At 42.6% G+C, this 20,827-nt stretch carries 19 protein-coding genes; all 19 read left to right on the plus strand.

The features are described from left to right. Window positions 1–39: 39 nt before the first annotated feature. The 19 genes from wcaJ (at window position 40) to OGV57_RS19445 (ending at window position 20,827) form a co-directional block, all read left to right on the plus strand. Window positions 40–1,434 (plus strand): undecaprenyl-phosphate glucose phosphotransferase, encoded by a 1,395-nt coding sequence (wcaJ, locus tag OGV57_RS19355; RefSeq protein WP_049002530.1) that lies wholly within the window; start codon window positions 40–42, stop codon window positions 1,432–1,434. A gap of 1 nt (window position 1,435) precedes the next feature. Then, a complete protein-coding gene (gene wzxC, locus OGV57_RS19360; RefSeq protein ID WP_054528557.1) occupies window positions 1,436–2,914 on the plus strand; it encodes a colanic acid undecaprenyl disphosphate flippase WzxC in 1,479 nt (492 codons plus the stop codon). 23 nt (window positions 2,915–2,937) lie between these two features. After that, window positions 2,938–4,218 carry a colanic acid biosynthesis pyruvyl transferase WcaK gene (gene wcaK, locus OGV57_RS19365; RefSeq protein ID WP_054528556.1) on the plus strand — a complete coding sequence of 427 codons (1,281 nt, stop codon included), beginning with the start codon at window positions 2,938–2,940 and terminating at the stop codon, window positions 4,216–4,218. Then, on the plus strand, window positions 4,215–5,435 hold the full coding sequence (wcaL, locus tag OGV57_RS19370) for a colanic acid biosynthesis glycosyltransferase WcaL (protein WP_003841815.1): 1,221 nt from the start codon (window positions 4,215–4,217) through the stop codon (window positions 5,433–5,435). Before wcaK ends, wcaL begins: the two co-directional genes overlap by 4 nt. Before the next feature lie 11 nt (window positions 5,436–5,446). Continuing rightward, a complete protein-coding gene (gene wcaM / locus OGV57_RS19375; RefSeq protein WP_286531580.1) occupies window positions 5,447–6,841 on the plus strand; it encodes a colanic acid biosynthesis protein WcaM in 1,395 nt (464 codons plus the stop codon). Window positions 6,842–7,006: 165 nt separating this feature from the next. Then, window positions 7,007–7,900, plus strand: coding sequence for a GalU regulator GalF (galF, locus tag OGV57_RS19380; RefSeq protein WP_049002535.1), 894 nt, complete (start codon window positions 7,007–7,009; stop codon window positions 7,898–7,900). Window positions 7,901–8,272: 372 nt separating this feature from the next. Next, the gene (gene rfbB / locus OGV57_RS19385; protein WP_054528554.1) at window positions 8,273–9,358 is read left to right on the plus strand and encodes a dTDP-glucose 4,6-dehydratase; all 1,086 of its coding nucleotides are present in this window, start codon (window positions 8,273–8,275) and stop codon (window positions 9,356–9,358) included. After that, entirely contained in the window at window positions 9,358–10,257 is a 900-nt protein-coding gene (gene rfbD, locus OGV57_RS19390) for a dTDP-4-dehydrorhamnose reductase (RefSeq protein WP_054528553.1), read from the plus strand. Before rfbB ends, rfbD begins: the two co-directional genes overlap by 1 nt. A gap of 51 nt (window positions 10,258–10,308) precedes the next feature. Beyond that, the gene (gene rfbA, locus OGV57_RS19395; RefSeq protein ID WP_048218077.1) at window positions 10,309–11,187 is read left to right on the plus strand and encodes a glucose-1-phosphate thymidylyltransferase RfbA; all 879 of its coding nucleotides are present in this window, start codon (window positions 10,309–10,311) and stop codon (window positions 11,185–11,187) included. A gap of 1 nt (window position 11,188) precedes the next feature. After that, window positions 11,189–11,743, plus strand: a complete 555-nt coding sequence (gene rfbC, locus OGV57_RS19400) for a dTDP-4-dehydrorhamnose 3,5-epimerase (RefSeq protein ID WP_054528552.1) — start codon at window positions 11,189–11,191, stop codon at window positions 11,741–11,743. Further along, on the plus strand, window positions 11,740–12,996 hold the full coding sequence (locus tag OGV57_RS19405) for a flippase (protein WP_054528551.1): 1,257 nt from the start codon (window positions 11,740–11,742) through the stop codon (window positions 12,994–12,996). The genes rfbC and OGV57_RS19405 overlap by 4 nt, the downstream gene beginning before the upstream one ends. Before the next feature lies 1 nt (window position 12,997). Beyond that, the gene (locus OGV57_RS19410) at window positions 12,998–14,146 is read left to right on the plus strand and encodes an O-antigen polymerase (RefSeq protein ID WP_071684319.1); all 1,149 of its coding nucleotides are present in this window, start codon (window positions 12,998–13,000) and stop codon (window positions 14,144–14,146) included. Beyond that, entirely contained in the window at window positions 14,112–15,014 is a 903-nt protein-coding gene (locus tag OGV57_RS19415; RefSeq protein ID WP_054528550.1) for a rhamnosyltransferase, read from the plus strand. The genes OGV57_RS19410 and OGV57_RS19415 overlap by 35 nt, the downstream gene beginning before the upstream one ends. Before the next feature lie 50 nt (window positions 15,015–15,064). Then, window positions 15,065–15,916: a rhamnosyltransferase gene (locus OGV57_RS19420; RefSeq protein WP_257672816.1), complete on the plus strand. Its 852-nt coding sequence runs from the start codon at window positions 15,065–15,067 to the stop codon at window positions 15,914–15,916. A gap of 30 nt (window positions 15,917–15,946) precedes the next feature. Next, entirely contained in the window at window positions 15,947–17,056 is a 1,110-nt protein-coding gene (locus OGV57_RS19425) for a glycosyltransferase family 4 protein (RefSeq protein ID WP_226791411.1), read from the plus strand. 23 nt (window positions 17,057–17,079) lie between these two features. Then, window positions 17,080–18,195: an FAD-dependent oxidoreductase gene (locus tag OGV57_RS19430; protein ID WP_054528547.1), complete on the plus strand. Its 1,116-nt coding sequence runs from the start codon at window positions 17,080–17,082 to the stop codon at window positions 18,193–18,195. A 16-nt stretch (window positions 18,196–18,211) separates the two neighbouring features. Further along, entirely contained in the window at window positions 18,212–19,222 is a 1,011-nt protein-coding gene (locus OGV57_RS19435; RefSeq protein WP_054528546.1) for a glycosyltransferase family protein, read from the plus strand. A gap of 13 nt (window positions 19,223–19,235) precedes the next feature. Continuing rightward, a complete protein-coding gene (locus tag OGV57_RS19440) occupies window positions 19,236–20,018 on the plus strand; it encodes an NAD-dependent epimerase/dehydratase family protein (RefSeq protein ID WP_054528545.1) in 783 nt (260 codons plus the stop codon). Next, the gene (locus OGV57_RS19445) at window positions 20,015–20,827 is read left to right on the plus strand and encodes a sugar phosphate isomerase/epimerase family protein (RefSeq protein ID WP_054528544.1); all 813 of its coding nucleotides are present in this window, start codon (window positions 20,015–20,017) and stop codon (window positions 20,825–20,827) included. The genes OGV57_RS19440 and OGV57_RS19445 overlap by 4 nt, the downstream gene beginning before the upstream one ends.

A 20,827-nucleotide genomic window follows, 5' to 3' on the forward strand; every position in this document is an offset into this window, starting at 1 on the left:
TGCCCGATTCTGGGCAAAGGGTGACTAACAGGAACCACGATGACACATCTAAAGAAGCGCGAGCGCGCCAAAACCAATGCGTCGTTAATTTCGATGGTGCAACGCTTTTCAGATATCACCATCATGTTTGGCGGGTTGTGGGTAATCTGCGAATTAAGCGGTTTGCCTTTCCTGTACATGCACCTGCTGGTGGCGTTGATCACGCTGGTCGTTTTTCAGATGCTCGGTGGCATAACGGATTTTTATCGCTCCTGGCGTGGTGTCAAAATGACCACTGAGCTGGTGCTGTTGCTGCAAAACTGGACGTTGAGCCTGATTTTTTGCGCAGGTCTGATCGCCTTTAATGATGATTTTGATAACCGTCTCGCCGTCTGGCTGGCGTGGTATCTGCTATCCAGCGTTGGCCTGGTGTTGAGTCGTTCGTTTATTCGCTACGGCGCGGGATGGCTGCGCAATCGCGGGTACAACACTCGCCGGGTGGCGGTGGCAGGGGACCTGCCTGCCGGACAAATGCTGCTGGACAGCTTTCGCCATGAACCGTGGCTGGGGTTTGAAGTTGCAGGTATCTATCACGACCCTATCCCTGGAAAAAACTCCCGCGACTGGGCCGGTAATCTGCAACAACTGGTGGATGACGCCAAAGCCTCACGCATTCATAACGTTTATATCGCCATGTCGATGAGCGATGGTGCCAGCGTCAAAAAATTAGTGCGCGAGCTGGCCGATACCACCTGTTCAGTGATCCTAATTCCTGATGTCTTTACCTTCAACATTCTGCATTCACGGATTGAAGAGATGAACGGCATTCCGGTGGTGCCGCTGTATGACACGCCACTCTCGGGGATTAATCGTCTGTTAAAACGCGCGGAAGATATCGTGCTGGCTTCACTGATCCTGCTACTTATTTCCCCGGTGCTGTGTGGCATAGCGCTACTGGTAAAACTGACCTCCAAAGGACCGGTGATTTTCCGCCAGACTCGCTATGGCATGGATGGGAAGCCGATCAAAGTCTGGAAGTTTCGCTCAATGAAAGTGATGGAAAACGATGCGGTGGTGACGCAGGCCACGCAAAACGATCCGCGCGTTACTCCTGTGGGGAATTTCCTGCGTCGGACGTCGCTTGATGAACTGCCGCAGTTTATTAACGTGCTCACCGGGGGGATGTCTATCGTCGGACCACGTCCGCATGCGGTGGCGCATAACGAACAGTACCGCCAACTGATTGAGGGATACATGTTACGCCATAAGGTGAAACCGGGTATTACCGGCTGGGCGCAAATCAACGGCTGGCGCGGTGAAACCGATACGCTGGAAAAAATGGAGAAACGTGTGGAGTTTGACCTCGAATACATTCGCGAGTGGAGCGTGTGGTTCGATATCAAAATTGTTTTTCTGACGATATTCAAAGGCTTTGTTAACAAAGCGGCGTATTAACATGAGCTTACGAGAAAAAACGCTTAATGGCGCAAAGTGGTCGGCGATTGCCACGGTGATCATTATTGGGCTCGGACTTATTCAGATGACCGTCCTGGCGCGAATTATTGATAACCACCAGTTCGGGTTGTTAACCGTGTCGCTGGTGATCATAGCGCTGGCCGATACGCTGTCGGATTTCGGTATCGCCAACTCAATTATTCAACGCAAAGAGATTGGTTATCTGGAGCTGACGACGCTGTACTGGCTAAACGTTGGGCTGGGTATCGTGGTATGCGTGGCGATGTTTTTGCTGAGCGAGACGATTGCCCATGTTCTCAATAATCCAGAACTGGCACCGCTCATCAAAACCTTATCACTGGCGTTTGTGGTTATACCGCACGGGCAGCAGTTTCGCGCGCTGATGCAAAAAGAGCTGGCCTTCAACAAAATTGGCATGATTGAAACCAGTTCGGTGCTGGCTGGATTTACCTTTACCGTGGTCAGCGCCCATTTCTGGCCGCTCGCGCTGACGGCCATTCTTGGGTATCTGGTGAATAGTACGCTACGTACGCTGCTGTTCGGCTATTTTGGCCGCCGGATTTACCGACCCGGGCTGCATTTTTCGCTGGCATCCGTTTCGTCGAACCTGCGTTTTGGCGCATGGCTGACGGCAGACAGCATCATCAATTACATCAATACCAACCTTTCCACGCTGGTTTTAGCCCGCACGTTGGGAGCTGGCGTGGCGGGCGGATTCAATCTTGCGTGGAACGTGGCGGTTGTCCCGCCGATCAAACTGAACCCGATTATCACCCGCGTGCTGTTTCCGGCGTTTGCCAAAATCCAGGACGACAGCGAAAAACTACGGGTGAATTTTTACAAGCTGCTGTCAGTGGTTGGGATTATCAACTTCCCGGCGCTACTGGGACTGATGGTGGTGTCGGACAATGTGGTGCCGCTGGTGTTTGGCGAGAAGTGGAACGGCATTATTCCGGTCCTGCAACTATTGTGCATTGTGGGTTTGCTGCGCTCGGTGGGGAATCCAATAGGATCGCTCTTGATGGCGAAAGCCCGGGTCGATATCAGCTTCAAATTCAATGTGTTCAAAACCATTCTGTTTATTCCTGCCATTTTCATTGGCGGTCATCTGGCGGGGGCGATTGGCGTGACGCTGGGCTTTTTGCTGGTTCAGGTGATTAATACGATCCTCAGCTACTTCGTGATGATCAAACCTGTTCTTGGCTCCAGCTACCGTCAGTACATGCTCAGCCTGTGGCTGCCGTTGTATCTCTCCTTACCAACCCTTGTGGTGAGCTATACGTTGGGCTTAACCCTGCGTAACCAGGTGCCATTAAGCGCGCTGCTGGGGATCCAGATAGCGGCAGGAGCACTGGTGTTTGCGCTAATGATTGTGCTGTCGCGCCATCCGCTGGTGGTGGAATTAAAACGCCAACTCTGTCGCAGTGAAAAAATGAAAACCTTGCTCCGTGCGGGATAAGAACAACGTTTTAAGAGGTCATAATGAAATTACTAATTTTAGGCAACCATACCTGCGGGAACCGAGGGGATAGCGCGATCCTGCGCGGTTTGCTGGATGCCATTAACGCGTTGCGTCCCGAGACCGAAGTGGATGTGATGAGCCGTTACCCGGTGAGCTCTTCGTGGTTGTTAAACCGCCCGGTGATGGGCGACCCGCTGTATTTGCAGATGAAGCAACATAACAACGCAGCGGGTGTTATGGGGCGCGTGAAGAAAGTGCTGCGTCGTCGCTATCAGCATCAGGTACTGCTCTCGCGTGTTACTGATTCCGGTAATCTGCGCAATATCGCTATCGCCCAGGGGTTTACCGATTTTGTCCGTCTGCTATCGCGCTATGACGCCATTATCCAGGTCGGCGGATCGTTCTTTGTCGATCTGTATGGCGTGCCGCAGTTTGAACATGCCCTGTGTTCGTTTATGGCGAAAAAACCGCTGTACATGATTGGTCACAGCGTGGGGCCATTCCAGGATGGGCAGTTTAATCAACTGGCGAACTACGTGTTTGGTCACTGTAATGCGCTGATTTTACGTGAATCCGTCAGTCTGGATCTGATGAAGCGCAGCGCAATTATCACGGATAAAGTCGAAACAGGCGTAGATACGGCCTGGCTGGTCGACAATCATCATGAGGATTTTGAGCCCGGTTATGCGGTACAGCACTGGTTAGACATGGCGGCTAAACAGAAGACCGTTGCCATTACATTGCGTGAGTTGGCGCCTTTTGATAAGCGTCTGGGGACAACGCAGCAGGCCTATGAGCAAGCCTTTGCCGGGGTGGTGAACCGCATCCTTGATGAAGGTTATCAGGTGATTGCACTGTCAACCTGCACCGGTATTGATAGTTACAACAAAGATGATCGCATGGTAGCGTTAAACCTGCGCCAGTATGTTAATGACCCGGCCCGATATCACGTGGTGATGGATGAACTTAACGATCTGGAGATGGGGAAGATTCTGGGCGCATGCGATCTGACGGTGGGGACTCGCTTGCATTCTGCCATCATCTCGATGAATTTTATGACGCCTGCCATCGCCATTAACTACGAGCACAAATCGGCTGGGATCATGCGACAACTGGGGTTACCGGAGATGGCTGTTGATATTCGTCATCTTCTCGATGGCAGTCTGGAAGGGAAGGTTGCCGATACTCTCGGACAGTTACCTGAGCTGCGCATACGTCTCGGCGACGCGGTTATGCGCGAACGCGAACGTGGGGTACGCATGGTGCAGTCGGTTTTAACGCGTATTGAGGGGGATAAATGAAGATTGGTTTTTTCCTGCTTAAATTTCCGCTCTCCTCCGAGACATTTGTACTCAATCAGATAACCGCATTTATCGATATGGGCTACGACGTGGAGATTGTCGCTTTGCAGAAGGGCGATCTTGAAAATACTCATGCCTCCTTTAATACCTACCGTCTGGGTGAAAAAACGCGCTGGTTGCTGAATGAACCGGAAAGCAAACTGGCGAAACTGAAATATAGGGCAGCGGCGGCTCTGCACGGTATTACCCGCGCAGCGACCTGGAAAGCGCTTAATGTTGCACGCTATGGTGAGGAGGCGCGCAATCTGATTTTGGCAGCTATTTGCGGCGGGAATCCGCGAGCGTTTGAGGCGGATGTTTTTATTGCTCATTTTGGGCCCGCAGGCGTAACGGCCGCCAAGCTGCGTGAGCTTGGGATGATCCGCGGAAAAATCGCCACGGTATTTCATGGGATTGATGTTTCGCACCGGGGCGTTTTGGCCCGCTATACCCCTGAGTATCAGCAGCTGTTTCAACGCGGTGATTTAATGTTGCCCATCAGCAATCTCTGGGCCGGACGGTTAAAAAACATGGGATGTCCGCCGCAAAAAATCGCGGTCTCGCGTATGGGAATCGATATGACACGCTTTACGCCACGCCAGTTGAAATCGCCAACTGCACCGCTGGAAATAATCTCTGTTGCCCGGTTAACCGAGAAAAAAGGACTGCACCTCGCCATCGAAGCTTGTCGTCAGTTAAAAGAGCAGGGCGTTTCATTTCGTTATCGAATTCTGGGTATCGGCCCTTGGGAGCGTCGTTTACGTACGCTGATCGAGCAATATCAACTCGATGGCGTTATTGAGATGCCCGGCTTTAAGCCCAGTCATCAGGTAAAGGAGATGCTTGAACAGGCGGATGTATTTTTGCTGCCTTCGATCACCGGAAGAGACGGCGATATGGAAGGGATCCCGGTGGCACTGATGGAGGCAATGGCGGTGGGTATTCCGGTGATTTCCACCGTTCACAGCGGGATCCCGGAGCTGGTCGAGTCGGGTAAATCAGGCTGGCTGGCACCGGAAAACGACGCGCAGGCACTGGCAGAGCGTTTAGCGGCATTTAGCCTGCTCGACAGTGAGCAGGTACAGTCGATTGTTCAGTGTGCGCGTGAAAAAATTGAAAATGAATTTAATCAGTTAGCTATCAATAAACAGTTAGCCAGTCTGCTGCAAACGATGTAAATCGAGGTTGTATGTCAGAGAACAAACTCTCACGCCGTACTTTTCTGACGGCGGGCTCTGCGCTTGTCGTGCTGCATTCTCCCGTTGTTCGCGCGCTTGAATCATCGGGCAGCGTCAACATTCAGGATTACAACCCACAGGATTGGGTGGCCTTTTTCAGGCAGGCGTTCAAAGAAGGGCAAATGGTCGTCGTACCAAAAGGCCTGGAATGTAAGGATCTCAATACTGCTATTGTTATTCCGCCAGGCAAAACGCTCTTCATACAAGGGCGAATAAGTGGCAATGGCCGTGGGCGCTTTATTCTGCAGGATGGATGCAAAGTGGTGGGCGAGCAGGGCGGGAGCCTGAAGAATGTTACCCTGGATGTACGTGGTTCGGACTGTGTAATAAAAGGGATTGCCATGTGCGGTTTCGGTCCGGTGACGCAAATTTATATCGGCGGTAAAACTTCAAGGCTGATGCGTAATCTGATTATTGATGATATTACTGTCACACGCGCTAACTATGGGATTTTACGTCAGGGTTTTCATAACCGAATGGATGGCGTAAAGATTACAAACTGCCGATTTAGCGATCTCCAGGGAGATGCCATTGAGTGGAATGTGGCTATCAACGACAGCAACATCCTCATTTCTGACCATGTCATTGAACGTATTAACTGTACCAATGGCAATGTGAACTGGGGCATCGGTATCGGGCTGGCGGGCAGTACCTATGACAATAGCTATCCCGATGAACTGGCGGTAAAAAACTTCGTGGTGGCGAACATCACCGGTAGCGACTGTCGGCAGTTAGTTCATGTGGAGAACGGCAAGCATTTTATCATTCGTAATATTACCGCGCGAAATATCACACCGGATTTCAGTAAGAAAGCAGGCATTGATAATGCGACGGTTGCTATTTATGGATGTGATAACTTCGTGATTGATAATATCAATATGGAGAACAGCGCAGGTATGCTCATTGGTTATGGCGTCATCAAAGGTCGATATTTATCCATTCCACAAAACTTTAAGCTAAATAATATCCATCTCGATAACACCAAACGTGAATACAAATTACGCGGAATTCAGATCTCCTCTGGTAATGCAACGTCATTCGTGGCCATCACCAACGTGGAGATGAAGCATGCCACGCTTGAGTTGCATAACCAACCGCAACACCTTTTTTTACGTAACGTCAGGGTGATGCAGCAATCGGGCACGGGGCCCGCACTTAAGATGCACTTCGATCTGCGCCAGGACATACGCGGTAAGTTTATGGCCAGGCAGGACACACTACTCTCACTGGCCAACGTACATGCAGTAAACGAAGCTGGGCAAAGTTCAGTTGACATCGACCGTATAAACCATCAGGTAGTGAATGTAGAAGCGGTGAATTTTCGACTACCGGGGCAGGGGAGGTAACTTTGCGACCATTCCTGGCTCAAGTCGCACATACTTGAGCTTAAGATTACTGCATTCTACAGATAAGCGGCGTAACATACGCGGCAACTGTACAATGTAATTCATACTGGCTAAAACAAGCTAAAAAGCTATAATTCAGCAACTAATGAATAGGTGAATGACTTAATGATTAATTTGAAAGCAGTTATTCCGGTAGCGGGTCTGGGGATGCACATGTTGCCAGCCACTAAGGCAATCCCTAAAGAGATGCTGCCGATCGTAGACAAGCCGATGATTCAATACATTGTCGACGAAATTGTAGCTGCAGGTATCAAAGAAATCGTTCTGGTAACTCATGCGTCTAAGAACGCGGTTGAGAACCACTTCGACACCTCTTACGAACTCGAATCGTTGCTTGAGCAGCGTGTTAAGCGCCAGTTATTAGCCGAGGTGCAGTCTATCTGTCCTCCGGGCGTGACTATCATGAACGTCCGTCAGGCTCAGTTACTGGGTCTGGGTCACTCCATTCTTTGTGCTCGTCCTATCATTGGTGATAACCCGTTTGTCGTGGTATTACCTGACGTTATTCTGGATACCGCAAGTGCGGATCCGCTGCGCTATAACCTCGCTGCTATGGTTGCTCGTTTTAATGAAACCGGGCGCAGTCAGGTGCTGGCTAAGCGTATGGAGGGCGATCTGTCTGAATACTCTGTTATTCAAACCAAAGAGGCTTTGGACAACGAAGGTAAAGTCAGCCGTATCGTTGAGTTCATCGAAAAACCGGATCAGCCGCAAACGCTGGATTCCGATCTGATGGCCGTAGGACGCTATGTGCTTTCTGCTGATATTTGGGCAGAGCTGGAAAAAACTGCTCCAGGTGCCTGGGGACGTATTCAGCTGACTGATGCCATTGCAGAGTTGGCTAACAAACAGTCTGTTGATGCCATGCTGATGACGGGTGACAGCTACGACTGCGGTAAAAAGATGGGCTACATGCAGGCATTCGTTAAGTATGGGCTGCGTAACCTGAAAGAAGGTCCGAAGTTCCGTAAGAGCATCGAGAAGCTACTGAGCGAGTAGATATTTACAGGTCTTTGTGACGGTAAGCCAGAAAAAATAGCGGCAGCTAACATCCCAGCTTCTATGCTTTAAGCAATGGAATGTTACTGTCGCTTTTTTATGAAAAATGACCAATAACAACAAGTTAACCTACCAAGTTTAATCATGGCTTTATCAGATTTTTTCTTGTTTCTGGTAGCATTTGGTAAGACAATTAGCGTTTGAATTTAACAGAGCTTTGCGAAAGCTGGCGGGGCTGGTTACATCTTTGGAATTTAGGTAGTGCTCTGGTAGCTGCAAGGCCAGGGGCGGTAGCGTGCATAATGCCCAGATGCGTGCATTATGTGCCAGCATATTAATAGTATTCGTATAAACGATATTCGGAATTAAAACGTGAAAATACTAGTTACTGGTGGGGCGGGTTTCATTGGATCTGCAGTAGTTCGTCATATTATTAATAATACTCAGGATACCGTTGTTAATGTCGATAAACTTACCTACGCCGGTAACCTGGAGTCGCTTGCCGAAGTCAGCGAAAATAATCGCTATTATTTTGAACACGCGGATATCTGTGATAAAGCGGCAATGGCGCGTATTTTTGCCACTCATCAACCGGATGCGGTGATGCATCTGGCTGCTGAGAGTCATGTTGATCGCTCTATTACAGGGCCTGCGGCTTTTATCGAAACGAATGTCGTCGGTACCTATGTACTGCTGGAAGCTGCTCGTAGCTACTGGAACGGGCTGGAGGCAGATAAAAAACAGGCATTTCGTTTCCATCATATCTCCACAGATGAAGTATACGGCGACCTGCCACATCCAGATGAAGTGGCTGCTGGTAGTGTGTTGCCTCTGTTCACCGAAAAGACGGCTTATGCACCGAGTAGCCCATACTCTGCTTCAAAGGCCTCAAGCGATCATCTGGTTCGCGCGTGGCTGCGCACCTATGGCTTCCCAACAATTGTCACCAACTGTTCCAATAACTACGGGCCGTATCACTTCCCTGAAAAACTAATCCCGCTGGTGATTCTGAATGCACTTGAGGGCAAAGCATTACCAATTTATGGCAAAGGCGATCAAATTCGCGATTGGCTGTATGTTGAAGATCATGCCAGAGCATTATACACCGTTGTGACTCAGGGACTTGTAGGTGAAACCTACAATATCGGTGGTCATAACGAGAAGAAAAACCTGGACGTTGTCCATACTATCTGCGATTTGTTGGATGAGATTGTGCCTAAAGAAAGTTCTTACCGCGAGCAAATTACATATGTAGCGGATAGACCTGGGCACGATCGCCGCTATGCGATTGATGCAGCGAAAATCAGCGATGAACTGGGCTGGAAGCCGCTGGAAACCTTCGAGAGCGGGATCCGTAAGACTGTTGAGTGGTATCTGTCGAATACGCAGTGGGTTGAGAATGTGAAAAGCGGCGCCTACAAGACGTGGATCGAACAGAATTATGGAGAACGTCAGTAATGAATATTCTGCTGTTTGGTAAAACGGGCCAGGTGGGTTGGGAATTGCAACGTGCGCTAGCCCCGTTGGGGAACCTGATCGCATTAGATGTACATTCGACTGACTATTGTGGTGACTTTAGTAATCCACAAGGCGTGGCAGACACCGTTCGTCGTATCCGGCCTGACGTTATCGTCAACGCGGCTGCCCATACGGCAGTAGATAAGGCTGAGTCCGAAGTTGAATTTGCCCGGTTGCTTAATACGACCAGTGTGGAGGCAATTGCCAGAGCTGCCGCAGAAATCGGAGCGTGGGTAGTGCATTACTCCACGGACTATGTTTTTCCTGGCACCGGCGAAACACCATGGCGCGAAACGGACGCTACAGCGCCGCTTAATGTCTACGGTGAAACCAAACTGGCGGGAGAAATGGCGCTTCAGACGCACTGCGCCAACCATTTGATTTTCAGAACCAGTTGGGTGTATGCAGGTAAAGGCAATAATTTTGCGAAAACGATGCTGAAACTGGCAAAAGAGCGCGCAGAGCTTTCGGTAATTAACGACCAGTTCGGTGCGCCAACTGGAGCTGAACTTCTTGCTGACTGTACGGCGCATGCTATCCGTGTTGCAATGAACAAACCCGATGTGGCTGGACTCTACCATCTGGTTGCGGGTGGAACCACGACCTGGCATGACTATGCAGCACTGGTGTTCGATGAAGCCCGTAAGGCAGGAATTGAACTGGCATTGACCCAGTTAAATGCGGTGCCGACCAGTGCGTATCCTACTCCCGCACACCGCCCAACAAATTCTCGCTTGAACACCGATAAATTCCAGAATAACTTTGAGCTGGTATTACCGCAGTGGGATGCTGGTGTAAAACGTATGTTGGCTGAGTTGTTCACGACAACGGCGATCTGAATTTATTTTAATGCCCCTTGACGGGCATTTTGCACATAAAGAGATGATGAAATGAAAACGCGTAAAGGGATTATTTTAGCTGGTGGCTCAGGTACTCGTCTTTATCCTGTCACTATGGCTGTAAGCAAACAACTGCTGCCAATCTATGATAAACCTATGATCTATTATCCGCTTTCTACGCTAATGTTGGCAGGGATTCGTGACATCTTGATTATTAGTACTCCTCAGGATACCCCTCGATTTGAGCAGTTATTGGGTGACGGTAGCCAGTGGGGACTTAATTTACAATATAAAGTACAACCGACGCCAGATGGCCTAGCCCAGGCATTTATTATTGGTGAAGAGTTTATCGGTAATGATGATTGTGCTCTTGTTCTGGGTGACAACATTTTTTACGGACATGACTTACCAAAATTAATGGATACTGCCGTAAATAAAGAAAGCGGTGCAACTGTATTTGCCTATCATGTCAACGATCCTGAACGTTACGGTGTGGTTGAGTTCGATAAAAGTGGTACAGCAGTTAGCCTTGAAGAAAAACCACTCGAGCCTAAAAGTAATTATGCAGTAACCGGGTTGTATTTCTATGACAACGATGTTGTTGAAATGGCAAAGCACTTAAAACCTTCTGCACGTGGTGAGCTTGAAATTACCGACATTAACCGAATTTATATGGAACAGGGAAGGTTATCTGTTGCAATGATGGGACGTGGCTATGCGTGGCTTGATACAGGGACGCATCAGAGTCTAATTGAAGCAAGTAACTTCATTGCCACAATTGAAGAACGTCAAGGTTTAAAAGTTTCCTGTCCAGAAGAGATAGCATACCGTAAAGGATTTATTGACGCGGAGCAGGTTAAACAACTAGCTATCCCATTATCAAAAAATGCTTATGGACAGTATTTGATTAAAATGATTAAGGGTTATTAATATGAATGTTATCAAAACTGAAATTCCTGAAGTTATAATCTTCGAACCTAAAGTGTTTGGTGATGAACGTGGTTTTTTTATGGAGAGCTTTAATCAGCGATTATTCGAAGAAGCAACGGGTCGGAAAGTTGAATTTGTACAGGATAATCATTCGAAATCAAGCAAAGGTGTATTACGTGGTCTACATTTTCAACGTGCTCCCTATGCTCAAGGGAAACTAGTTAGGTGTGTTTCTGGCGAAGTATATGATGTCGCTGTTGATATAAGAAAAAATTCCAAAACATTTGGCCGATGGGTAGGTATTACTTTATCTGCAGAAAACAAAAAACAATTGTGGATTCCAGAAGGATTTGCTCATGGCTTTATGACTCTTACAGATAATACAGAGTTTCTTTATAAAACTACAAATTATTACCACCCGGAGAGTGAATGCTCTATATTATGGAGTGATCAATATATTAATATTGAATGGCCAAATGTTGAAAGTATCATTTTATCTCAGAAAGATAGGAATGCCGATAGTCTAAAACTCTTGGTTGAAAATAAAATAATATGAGTTTACTGAAAAATACTGGGTGGAATATTTTTGGTCTGGTTTTACCTTTATTGATGGCAATCCCTGTTATGGGGATTCTTGCAAGATTACTTGGTGTTGAACGTTTTGGGCTATTTACCATAGCCTATGCACTCATGGGTTATGCCAGCGTTTTTGACGGTGGGATTTCACGAGCAGTAATTCGTTTTGTTTCTGCGCATAGAGATAATGATAGCAAAGTTAATGACATTTTAGGGACTTCAATTTACACCGTTACTTTGATTAGTATACTTGTTGCTCTTCTTGCATATTTTTCATCACCTGCTCTGGTTCGATTTCTGAATGTATCATATGAAATTCATAATGAAATCACAGTTGCACTCCAATTACTCGGTTTATGTGTTCCTGCTTTGTTATTAACTCAAGTATGGCGAGCATATCTCGAGGGTGTGGAAAATTTTTCATCCTTAAATATTCAACAGGTTTTGACTAGTCCATTTATTATATTGCTTCCCCTTCTCGCTACTTGGTATTCGCCATCGTTGATCTCTGCGATTGCTGGGTTAGTATTAGGTAGGTGGATTGTCGCATTCATAACATGGAAGCTTTGTTTGCGACATATTAAATATTTTACTCACGTCTTTAGTAAAAATATATTGACTGAATTAGTAACTTTTGGAGGATGGGTTACACTTAGTAACATTATTGGTCCATTGATGGGGTTTGTTGATCGCTTTGCGGTTTCTCATTTTTCCGGAGCAAGTGTTGTGGCTCATTATTCTGGCCCATCAGATATGGTTACTCGATTATCATTGTTTCCAGGTGCTGTTGCCAGAGCACTTTTTCCTAGACTAAGTTTTGTTCAATCAAAAGATGGGCGGCAGGTATATCTGCGAACATTAATTTCAGTATTCTTTTTCTCTATAGTTTTAGCGTTGCCCTTTTTTGTTTTTGCTGGTGATATCCTTGGTATTTGGTTGGGTAATGGATATAGAGGTGATGCAGCTACTGTTTTTAGGATTTTACTTGTTGGTTTTATTTTTAATTCAGTTGCACAAATTTGCTTCGCCAGAATACAATCGGCAGGTCATGCTAAATGGACTGGGCTAGTACATATTTTTGAATTTATCCCGTATATGTTGATACTTTATATACTCACAACAGAGTATTCTATTTTTGGAGCCGCATTTGCATTCACAATAAGGTCGTTCATTGATTTTATTATCTTATTTTTAGTAGAGAGAATCGGCATCTATAATAAAGCGGGAGTCTAATATGGATGTTGTATTAACAATGACGGTGGTGTATTTTTGTAGTTTAGTATTCTGTTTCTATCTTAAGTTAGAATGGACACATCCAGCAGTAGTTCATTCGATAATATGGTTGGCTTGCTGTCTTTTAGTTGGCTATTTTTCTGAGTCAACATACTTGCCAAAGGACTATTATATTCTTGTAGCCAACTTAATGTTCTTTATTTTTGCAATTTTAGGAGCGCAAACATTTAGGAATAAAAATGTTAATTATAAACTATGCTTGAGTGCTCAATCATATGTCAAATTCTTGCCATTTGTATTTATCTTAACATTTTATTTTGTCATTTTTTCCAAATTTAGCATTGGATCTTTATTTAATATATCGGCATTCCGTGAATATTTAGTAGCAGATGATGGGGCAAATTATGGTATGCTCGGGCGCTTGGCTTTATTATCATTATTTTCATCTTGCTTTCTTATCTTAAGATGTAAGTGGACATTTTTTATTAGTTCTATTTTTTGCCTTCCAATGGTAATTATGTTGGGCGCTAAAACGTTAATTTTATTATATCTAGTAGTAATGTTAGTCCTGACACCAAAAAAACTGCGATTTTCGAAAGTGCTGTTTTTTAGTATTTTATTTATTCTGTTCTTTTATATAATCATGAGCGTCAGATACCCTGACTCGTCATTTAGTTTAATTTCATATTACTTATATAATTATATATCTGGTGGTTTTTTGGCTTTCGCACAATTAGATCATGCGGAACAGAAAATATTCGGTTTCAACTCATTAAGAAATATTTATCTGTGGATAAGTTTGTTTTATCCATCTGAAATTGCGAGTATTTTACAAAATTGGGTTTTTGTACCATTTCCTGTAAATGTTTATAGTTATTTAAGGCCCTACTACCTTGATTTTGGTTATGTTTCGATTGTCTTCCCTATGTTATTTGGTTTTATTTCTGGGCGTGTTTATGTATTGAAATTTAAAAACATCCGTTCTTATTATATATTATATCCAATAATATTATATGCTATATTAATGCAGTTGTTTGATGATCAGTATTTGACGTGGATATCAAATTGGATTTTGCTTATTATTGTCGGATACCTTATGACATGGGATAGAAATTGTGCTAAAAATAGCTGTGTTAATAGTAACTTATAATCCTGACATTATCGTGTTAGGAAAACTGATAGATAGACTGAAGAATACTGATTTAGATATACGTATTTTTTTAGTGGATAATGCAAGTACTAATTCTGGTAAATTAAAAACTGAATATCATGATTATAAGGATTTTATTTATCTTTCAGAAAATATAGGCTTGGCAGGGGCTCAAAATTTAGGTTTACAAAAAATAATTGAATCTGATTGTGAGGCCGTCCTTTTTTTTGATCAAGATTCAGAGCCAACAAAAGATTTTATAGTAAACTTAGTTCGTGCTTTGATCAATCTTGCAAATAACGGACATAAGATAGGTGGAGTTGGTCCCGTATTTTATGATCCGCGTACAGAAACAAATTATCCATTTATTGAAATAAATGGAGTGAGAGTTAAAAAGATATATCCTGTAGATCGAATTCCATTGAGAGTTTCATTTTTGATAAATTCAGGAATGCTTGTTTTTGTAGATACACTACAAGATGTAGGAGTCATGCGAAGTGAGTTATTTATTGATTACGTTGATCTTGAATGGTGTTTTAGAGCAGCAAGTAAAAATTATAGTTTCTATGCAATTCCTGACGCAAAGATGAGTCACTCAATTGGTGACGAAAGAAAACTGGTCATGGGAAGAGAGGTTAGTATTCATAGCCCGTTGAGACGTTACTACCTAGCGCGGAATTTTATTTATATGCTGTGGCTTCCTTATGTTCCGTTAGGCTACAAAATAAGGGAAATTTTTTTTACTATATTACGAACACTATTATTTATTTCGACAGTTAAAGAGAAAAAAATCTATATGCAATATATTGCTAAAGGATGGAAGGATGGTCTCTTCAAAAAATATGGCAAATATGACGGTAAAAATTAATACTGTAGACGAATGAAAGTTAGAGGCTATAATTGAACAGCTCAGTTACTGTGACATACAATCCAGATATAGAGTGCTTGAAGAAACAACTACAATCACTGGCTAACCAAGTTGATTTTTGCACTGTCGTCGATAATGGATCATCAAATATTGATGAGATTGAGGCAATGCTTACTTATTTACAATTTGATCTTGTAAAGTTAGATAAGAATTATGGCCTGGCTTATGCTCAAAACTACGGAATAAAGTTAGCGATTGAAAAAGGTGCACTCTATCTGTTGCTTTTAGATCAAGATAGCATTTTAGACAATGGCTTTGTCAATAGCTTGAAAAGCATTTATTTGAAATATAACGTTGGCATTTTAGGCGCATCCTTTTATGATCCACATACAAATAATGTCTATCCTGGTACATCCTATAAAGGGCCTTTCATCAGTAGGGATAAAATTAATGAAATAACGGATGTGACTTTTGTGATTGCATCTGGTTCATTTTTCTCTAAAGAGGCCTTTCAAAAGATTGGATGTTTGAAAAATGAATTATTTGTTGACTATATTGATGTTGAATGGTCACTCAGGGCGAAATATTTAGGATATCGTGTAGCGATGACTAATAAGGCCACAATGTCTCATACCATCGGTGATGCTCGTATTAATATTTTGGGGCGAACAATATCTCAGCATAGTGCATTAAGACGTTATTATCTGGTTAGAAATAGCTTTTATATGCTAAGATTGAAATATGTCCCAGGGGGCTATAAATTAAGAGAGTTATTTTTAAATGTGTTACGTTCTGCAATTGCACTGGTTTTAAATAAAAACAAAAAAGAAACAGCAAAGAAAATCATGCAAGGCATTGCAGATGGTGTCCGTGGTAAATATGGTTCTTACTATGACAGATGATATTTAACTCTGTACGATTGTGAATGAAATATGATGATGGCAAAAAAATTAAAAGTACTGCATGTTCAATTACTTCCTTTACTCAGTGGCGTACAACGCGTGACTTTGAATGAGATTACTGCATTGAGTAACGAATTTAATTATTCATTAGTGTGTTCAACTAATGGCCCTCTAACTCAAGCGTTATCAGACTATAAAGTAAACATATTCTATGTTAATGAACTATGCCGTGAGATTTCCGCAATTAAAGATTTCCGAGCAATTATTAAACTTTATAAATTAATAAAGAAAGAGAAGTATGATGTCGTACATACTCATTCATCTAAAACAGGTGTGTTAGGTCGATTGGCTGCAAAGTTAGCTGGGGTTACGCAGGTAATTCATACTGTCCATGGATTTTCTTTCCCAGCGGCAAGTTCGAAAAAACAGTATGCAGTTTATTTTTCTATGGAATGGATTGCAAAATTTTTCACCGATAATCTAATCGTATTAAATAAAGATGATTATGATATAGCAATTAATAAGCTAAGGTATTCTCCTGCAAAAGTCCATCTCATTGCAAATGGTATTGATGTTACTAAGTTTGTGCCCGTTACGAAAAAACGTATAAGTAATAAGTTAAAAGTGATAATGGTTGGCCGTTTATCGGAACAAAAAGATCCTCATACCTTACTAAAGGCTATGAAGGAAGTAATGAAAGTTAATTCAAATGTAACACTAACATATGTAGGCGATGGTGAACTCCGTGCTCAGTTAGAACAAGAGTCATTTGATTTTAAAGAAAACATTTTTTTCCATGGATGGTCAAATGATATTGCAAAATTACTCTCTGAACATGATTTATTTGTGCTTCCTTCTTTGTGGGAAGGAATGCCTCTGGCTATATTGGAGGCATTAAGCTGTGGTTTGCCATGTATTGTTAGCGACATACCAGGAAATAAAAACCTGGTAGTTAATGGCTATAATGGGAGGCTGTTTGAACCTAAAAATCACATACAATTAGCCGAAATAATTAAATTATATGCTAATGAATATGATGATTATCATCGACAATCAGTAAATGCTCGCGAATTTGTTGTTGATAATTATACATTAGAAAGAAGAAATAAGATGGTCAAGTATTTATATAGTAAAATCTAATTTATATATATCGGATATATTTTATGAGAAAAAACATAATAATAGTTGGAGGGGGCTTCTTTGGCATGTACCTCGCAGAGCAGTTGGCTAATATAGGTCATAAGGTAAAGCTCTTTGAGAAAGAAAGCAAATATATGTCACGAGCGTCATTTAATAATCAAGCTCGTGTGCACAACGGGTATCATTATCCTCGCAGTATGCTCACTGCACTTCGTTCAAGAGTCTCATTTCCTCGTTTTGTTTCTGAGTTTGAAGATTGCATAACATCCGATTTTGAAAAGTATTATTTAATTAGTGAACTGTTGGGTAAGGTAACTGCAACTCAATTTCGAATGTTCTGTGATCGTATTGGTGCTGAATGTGATGATGCTCCCATGCGGATAAAAAGAATGGTTAATCCGCAGTTGATTAACGCCTGTTTTAGTGTGAAGGAATTTGCATTTGATGCTTCCAAACTGTGCAATCTGATGTTACAACGGTTAGATTCAGCAGGTGTCGAATACAAATCTGGTTTTTTAGTAGAAAAAGTTCAAAATAAAGAAAGTAGTCTTGAGGTTCATGTTCGTGAAGTAAATAATGATATTGTTGAACTATATAATGTGGATCATGTTTTCAACTGTACATATTCGAATCTTAATTTTATATTAGACAATTCGAGCATTGAATTAATACCACTTAAACATGAAATGACCGAAATGTGTCTAGTCGAGGTTCCTGATGAAATAAAACAGTATGGTTTCACAGTTATGTGTGGTCCTTTCTTTTCAGTAATGCCGTTTCCTTCCGCAGGGCTGCATTCTTTTAGCCACGTCCGTTATACTCCTCACTACGAATGGCACGATACTAATAATAGTAGATATCGGAACCCTCATGCTAAATTTGAAAATGATCAGAAAACTAGTGCATGGCGGCACATGGTCAAGGATGCTGCTCGTTATATTCCTATTCTGGGAGAATGCCGTTACGAACGTTCACTTTGGGAGGTTAAGACATTGCTTCCTCGTAGCGAAACGGATGATTCTCGACCTATTCTTTTTAGGGCTAATCATGGCATCAAAGGTTTTCATTGTATTATGGGCGGCAAAATAGACAATGTATATGATGCTATTGAAACCATTAATAATATGAATATTATATAAGAAAAGAGATTATTAAGTGAAAAGTGAATCATTTGTTTCGGTTGTGTTAAATACACATGTATTAGAAGTCGGAATCACTGCGAAACTATTGCAAATACAGCATATACTTGAAGATAACTTTACAGATTATGAAATCCTAATTGTTTCAAAAGGTCCTTATAGCAATTTACCAAAGAATTCAGTTCTTGATAATATTCTTGACTCAGTTTCAAGTATACGTTACCTCCAACTCTCAGGATTAACTCATGATGATGTAGCTTGGGCTGCTGGACTAGAAAATGCGATCGGTGATTTTGTGGTTATGTATGATCATTGTAATGATCCCGTTGAAGTAATATTACAAAGCATCGATGAATGTAAGCGAGGTTATGATGTTGTTGTTGGTGTTTCAAATCAGCCGTTGCCATGTGGGTATCGATTGATACGTAATACAGCATCATCAATATTAAAAGCAATAGATTATCATCTACCGTCAAATTCCACGACATTAAGATGTTTAAGTAGGCGGGCTGTTAATGCTGTTACTGCGACCGGTCGTTTTCACCATCAATTTTATCTTCGCATTCAAAAAACTGGATATCCGTCGAGCAATTTAACGTATAAACCTATTAATGAAGGCGCTGTAAAGCGTTCCATTATGGATGGTTTTAGAAATTTAGTAAGGCTGATGGTATTTAATTCATCCAAGCCTTTGCGTTGGATGTCGGTTGTTGGTACGGTAGGTAGTTTGAGCGCATTCCTGTTTGCTATTTACAGTGTATTGATCAATTTCATAAATGGACATGTTGTGGAAGGTTGGACAACTACTATTCTGTTTATGTCTGTATTGTTTATGCTACAGTTTATTATGCTAGCTTTTTTTGGTGAGTATTTAGGTCGGTTATTGGGTGAGCGTAGTGAGCAGGCGGCTTATTCAATAGTTTTCGAGAAAAATAGCTCAGTTATGTTGAACCAAGACCGCGTCAATGTGTTAAACGATGCTACGGCTAATGAGAATAATCTTGTGCAAACCGGGCGTGATCGCTAGACAGGAATATTATATGAAAAATGCGTTGATTGGATATTCTGGATTTGTAGGTAGCACATTGCTAAAGCAAAATAAATTTGATTCTCTCTATCGCTCAACAAATATTGAAGATATTAAGGGAAGTAAGTTTGATCTTGTTGTATGTGCTGGCGCACCAGCTCAGAAGTGGTTGGCAAACAAAGAGCCTGTACGCGATGCTGAAATAATTGGTAATCTCATTTCCTGTCTTAACGAAATAGATTGTGAAATGTTTATTTTGATTAGTACGGTTGATGTCTTCAAAGAGCCGATTAAAGTTGATGAGGATACTCAAATTGAAACTCAAAATCTGCATGCGTATGGTTTGAACAGATATCGATTAGAACAATTTGTTCAAGAAAAATTTAAGCATCATCTAATTATTAGATTGCCTGGGCTCGTAGGCCCAGGGCTTAGGAAAAATATTATTTTTGATTTTCATAATAATAATGAAATAACAAAGATTGAAAGCCGTAATGTTTTTCAGTTTTATCCAATGGTCAATCTGTGGTCCGATATAGAAAAAGCAATTGATAATAATATTAAACTAGTTCATTTGACAGCAGAACCTATATCTGTTGCTCAAATTGCAAAAGATGGATTTGGTTTTACATTTGATAAGCAACATACATCAAAGCTTGTTACATATGATATGCGTAGCAAATATGCTTCATTATTTGGTGGCGCTGGCGTGTATCAATATACCAATAAAGAGACGATACAAGCTATAAGGCATTATGCTCAATCTGAACCAAAAAAATATGGGATTGAAGAATGAAAATTTCAATTTCAAATCTTGCATGGGATGTAAGTGAGGATAAGCAAGTTCTCTCTTTGCTGAAAGAGTTTAAAGTTGATTCGATCGATATTGCTCCGGGGAAATATTTCCCCACTCCCTCTAAAGCGAAAACTACTGATATTCTTGCTGTCAGACAATGGTGGAACGATAAGGGTATCGATATTTTGGGCATGCAATCGTTACTTTTTGGCACACAGGGATTAAATGTGTTTGGTAATAAAAATATCCAAGACCAGCTGTTAAGCCATCTGGCAGAGATATGTCGAATCGGTGCTACCCTAGGTGCCAGACGACTAGTTTTTGGCTCGCCAAAGAATAGAGATCGTTCGGGCTTATCACAAGATAGTGCTATAGATATTGCAAATGAATTCTTCCATAGGCTGGGGAATGTGGCAAGTGATGAAGGTGTTATTATTTGTCTTGAGCCGAATCCAGAAGTGTATGGTTCCAATTTCCTAACTAGCAGCTATGAGACATATGAGATGGTCAAGTTAGTCGCACATCCCGCTATAAAAATGCAGTTAGATACTGGAGCTGTAATACTTAATAATGAGGATTTTCTTTCCGTCGTGAAAAAAACAAAAGATGTCATCGGTCATGTACACATAAGCGAAGCAAATCTTGCGACTGTAGGTGATACATTCAAAGATCACGAGTTACTTGCAGCTGGTTTAAAGTCATTCTTGCCTGATCATCCGATAACTATTGAGATGCTCGCCGCTAAAGACGAAAATCACATTATTGCTATACGTCGAGCATTGAAACATGTAACTATGACGTATCGCTAG

The sequence above is a fragment of the Citrobacter sp. Cf087 genome (assembly GCF_030334285.1).
In the GTDB taxonomy this organism is placed as follows: domain Bacteria; phylum Pseudomonadota; class Gammaproteobacteria; order Enterobacterales; family Enterobacteriaceae; genus Citrobacter; species Citrobacter freundii.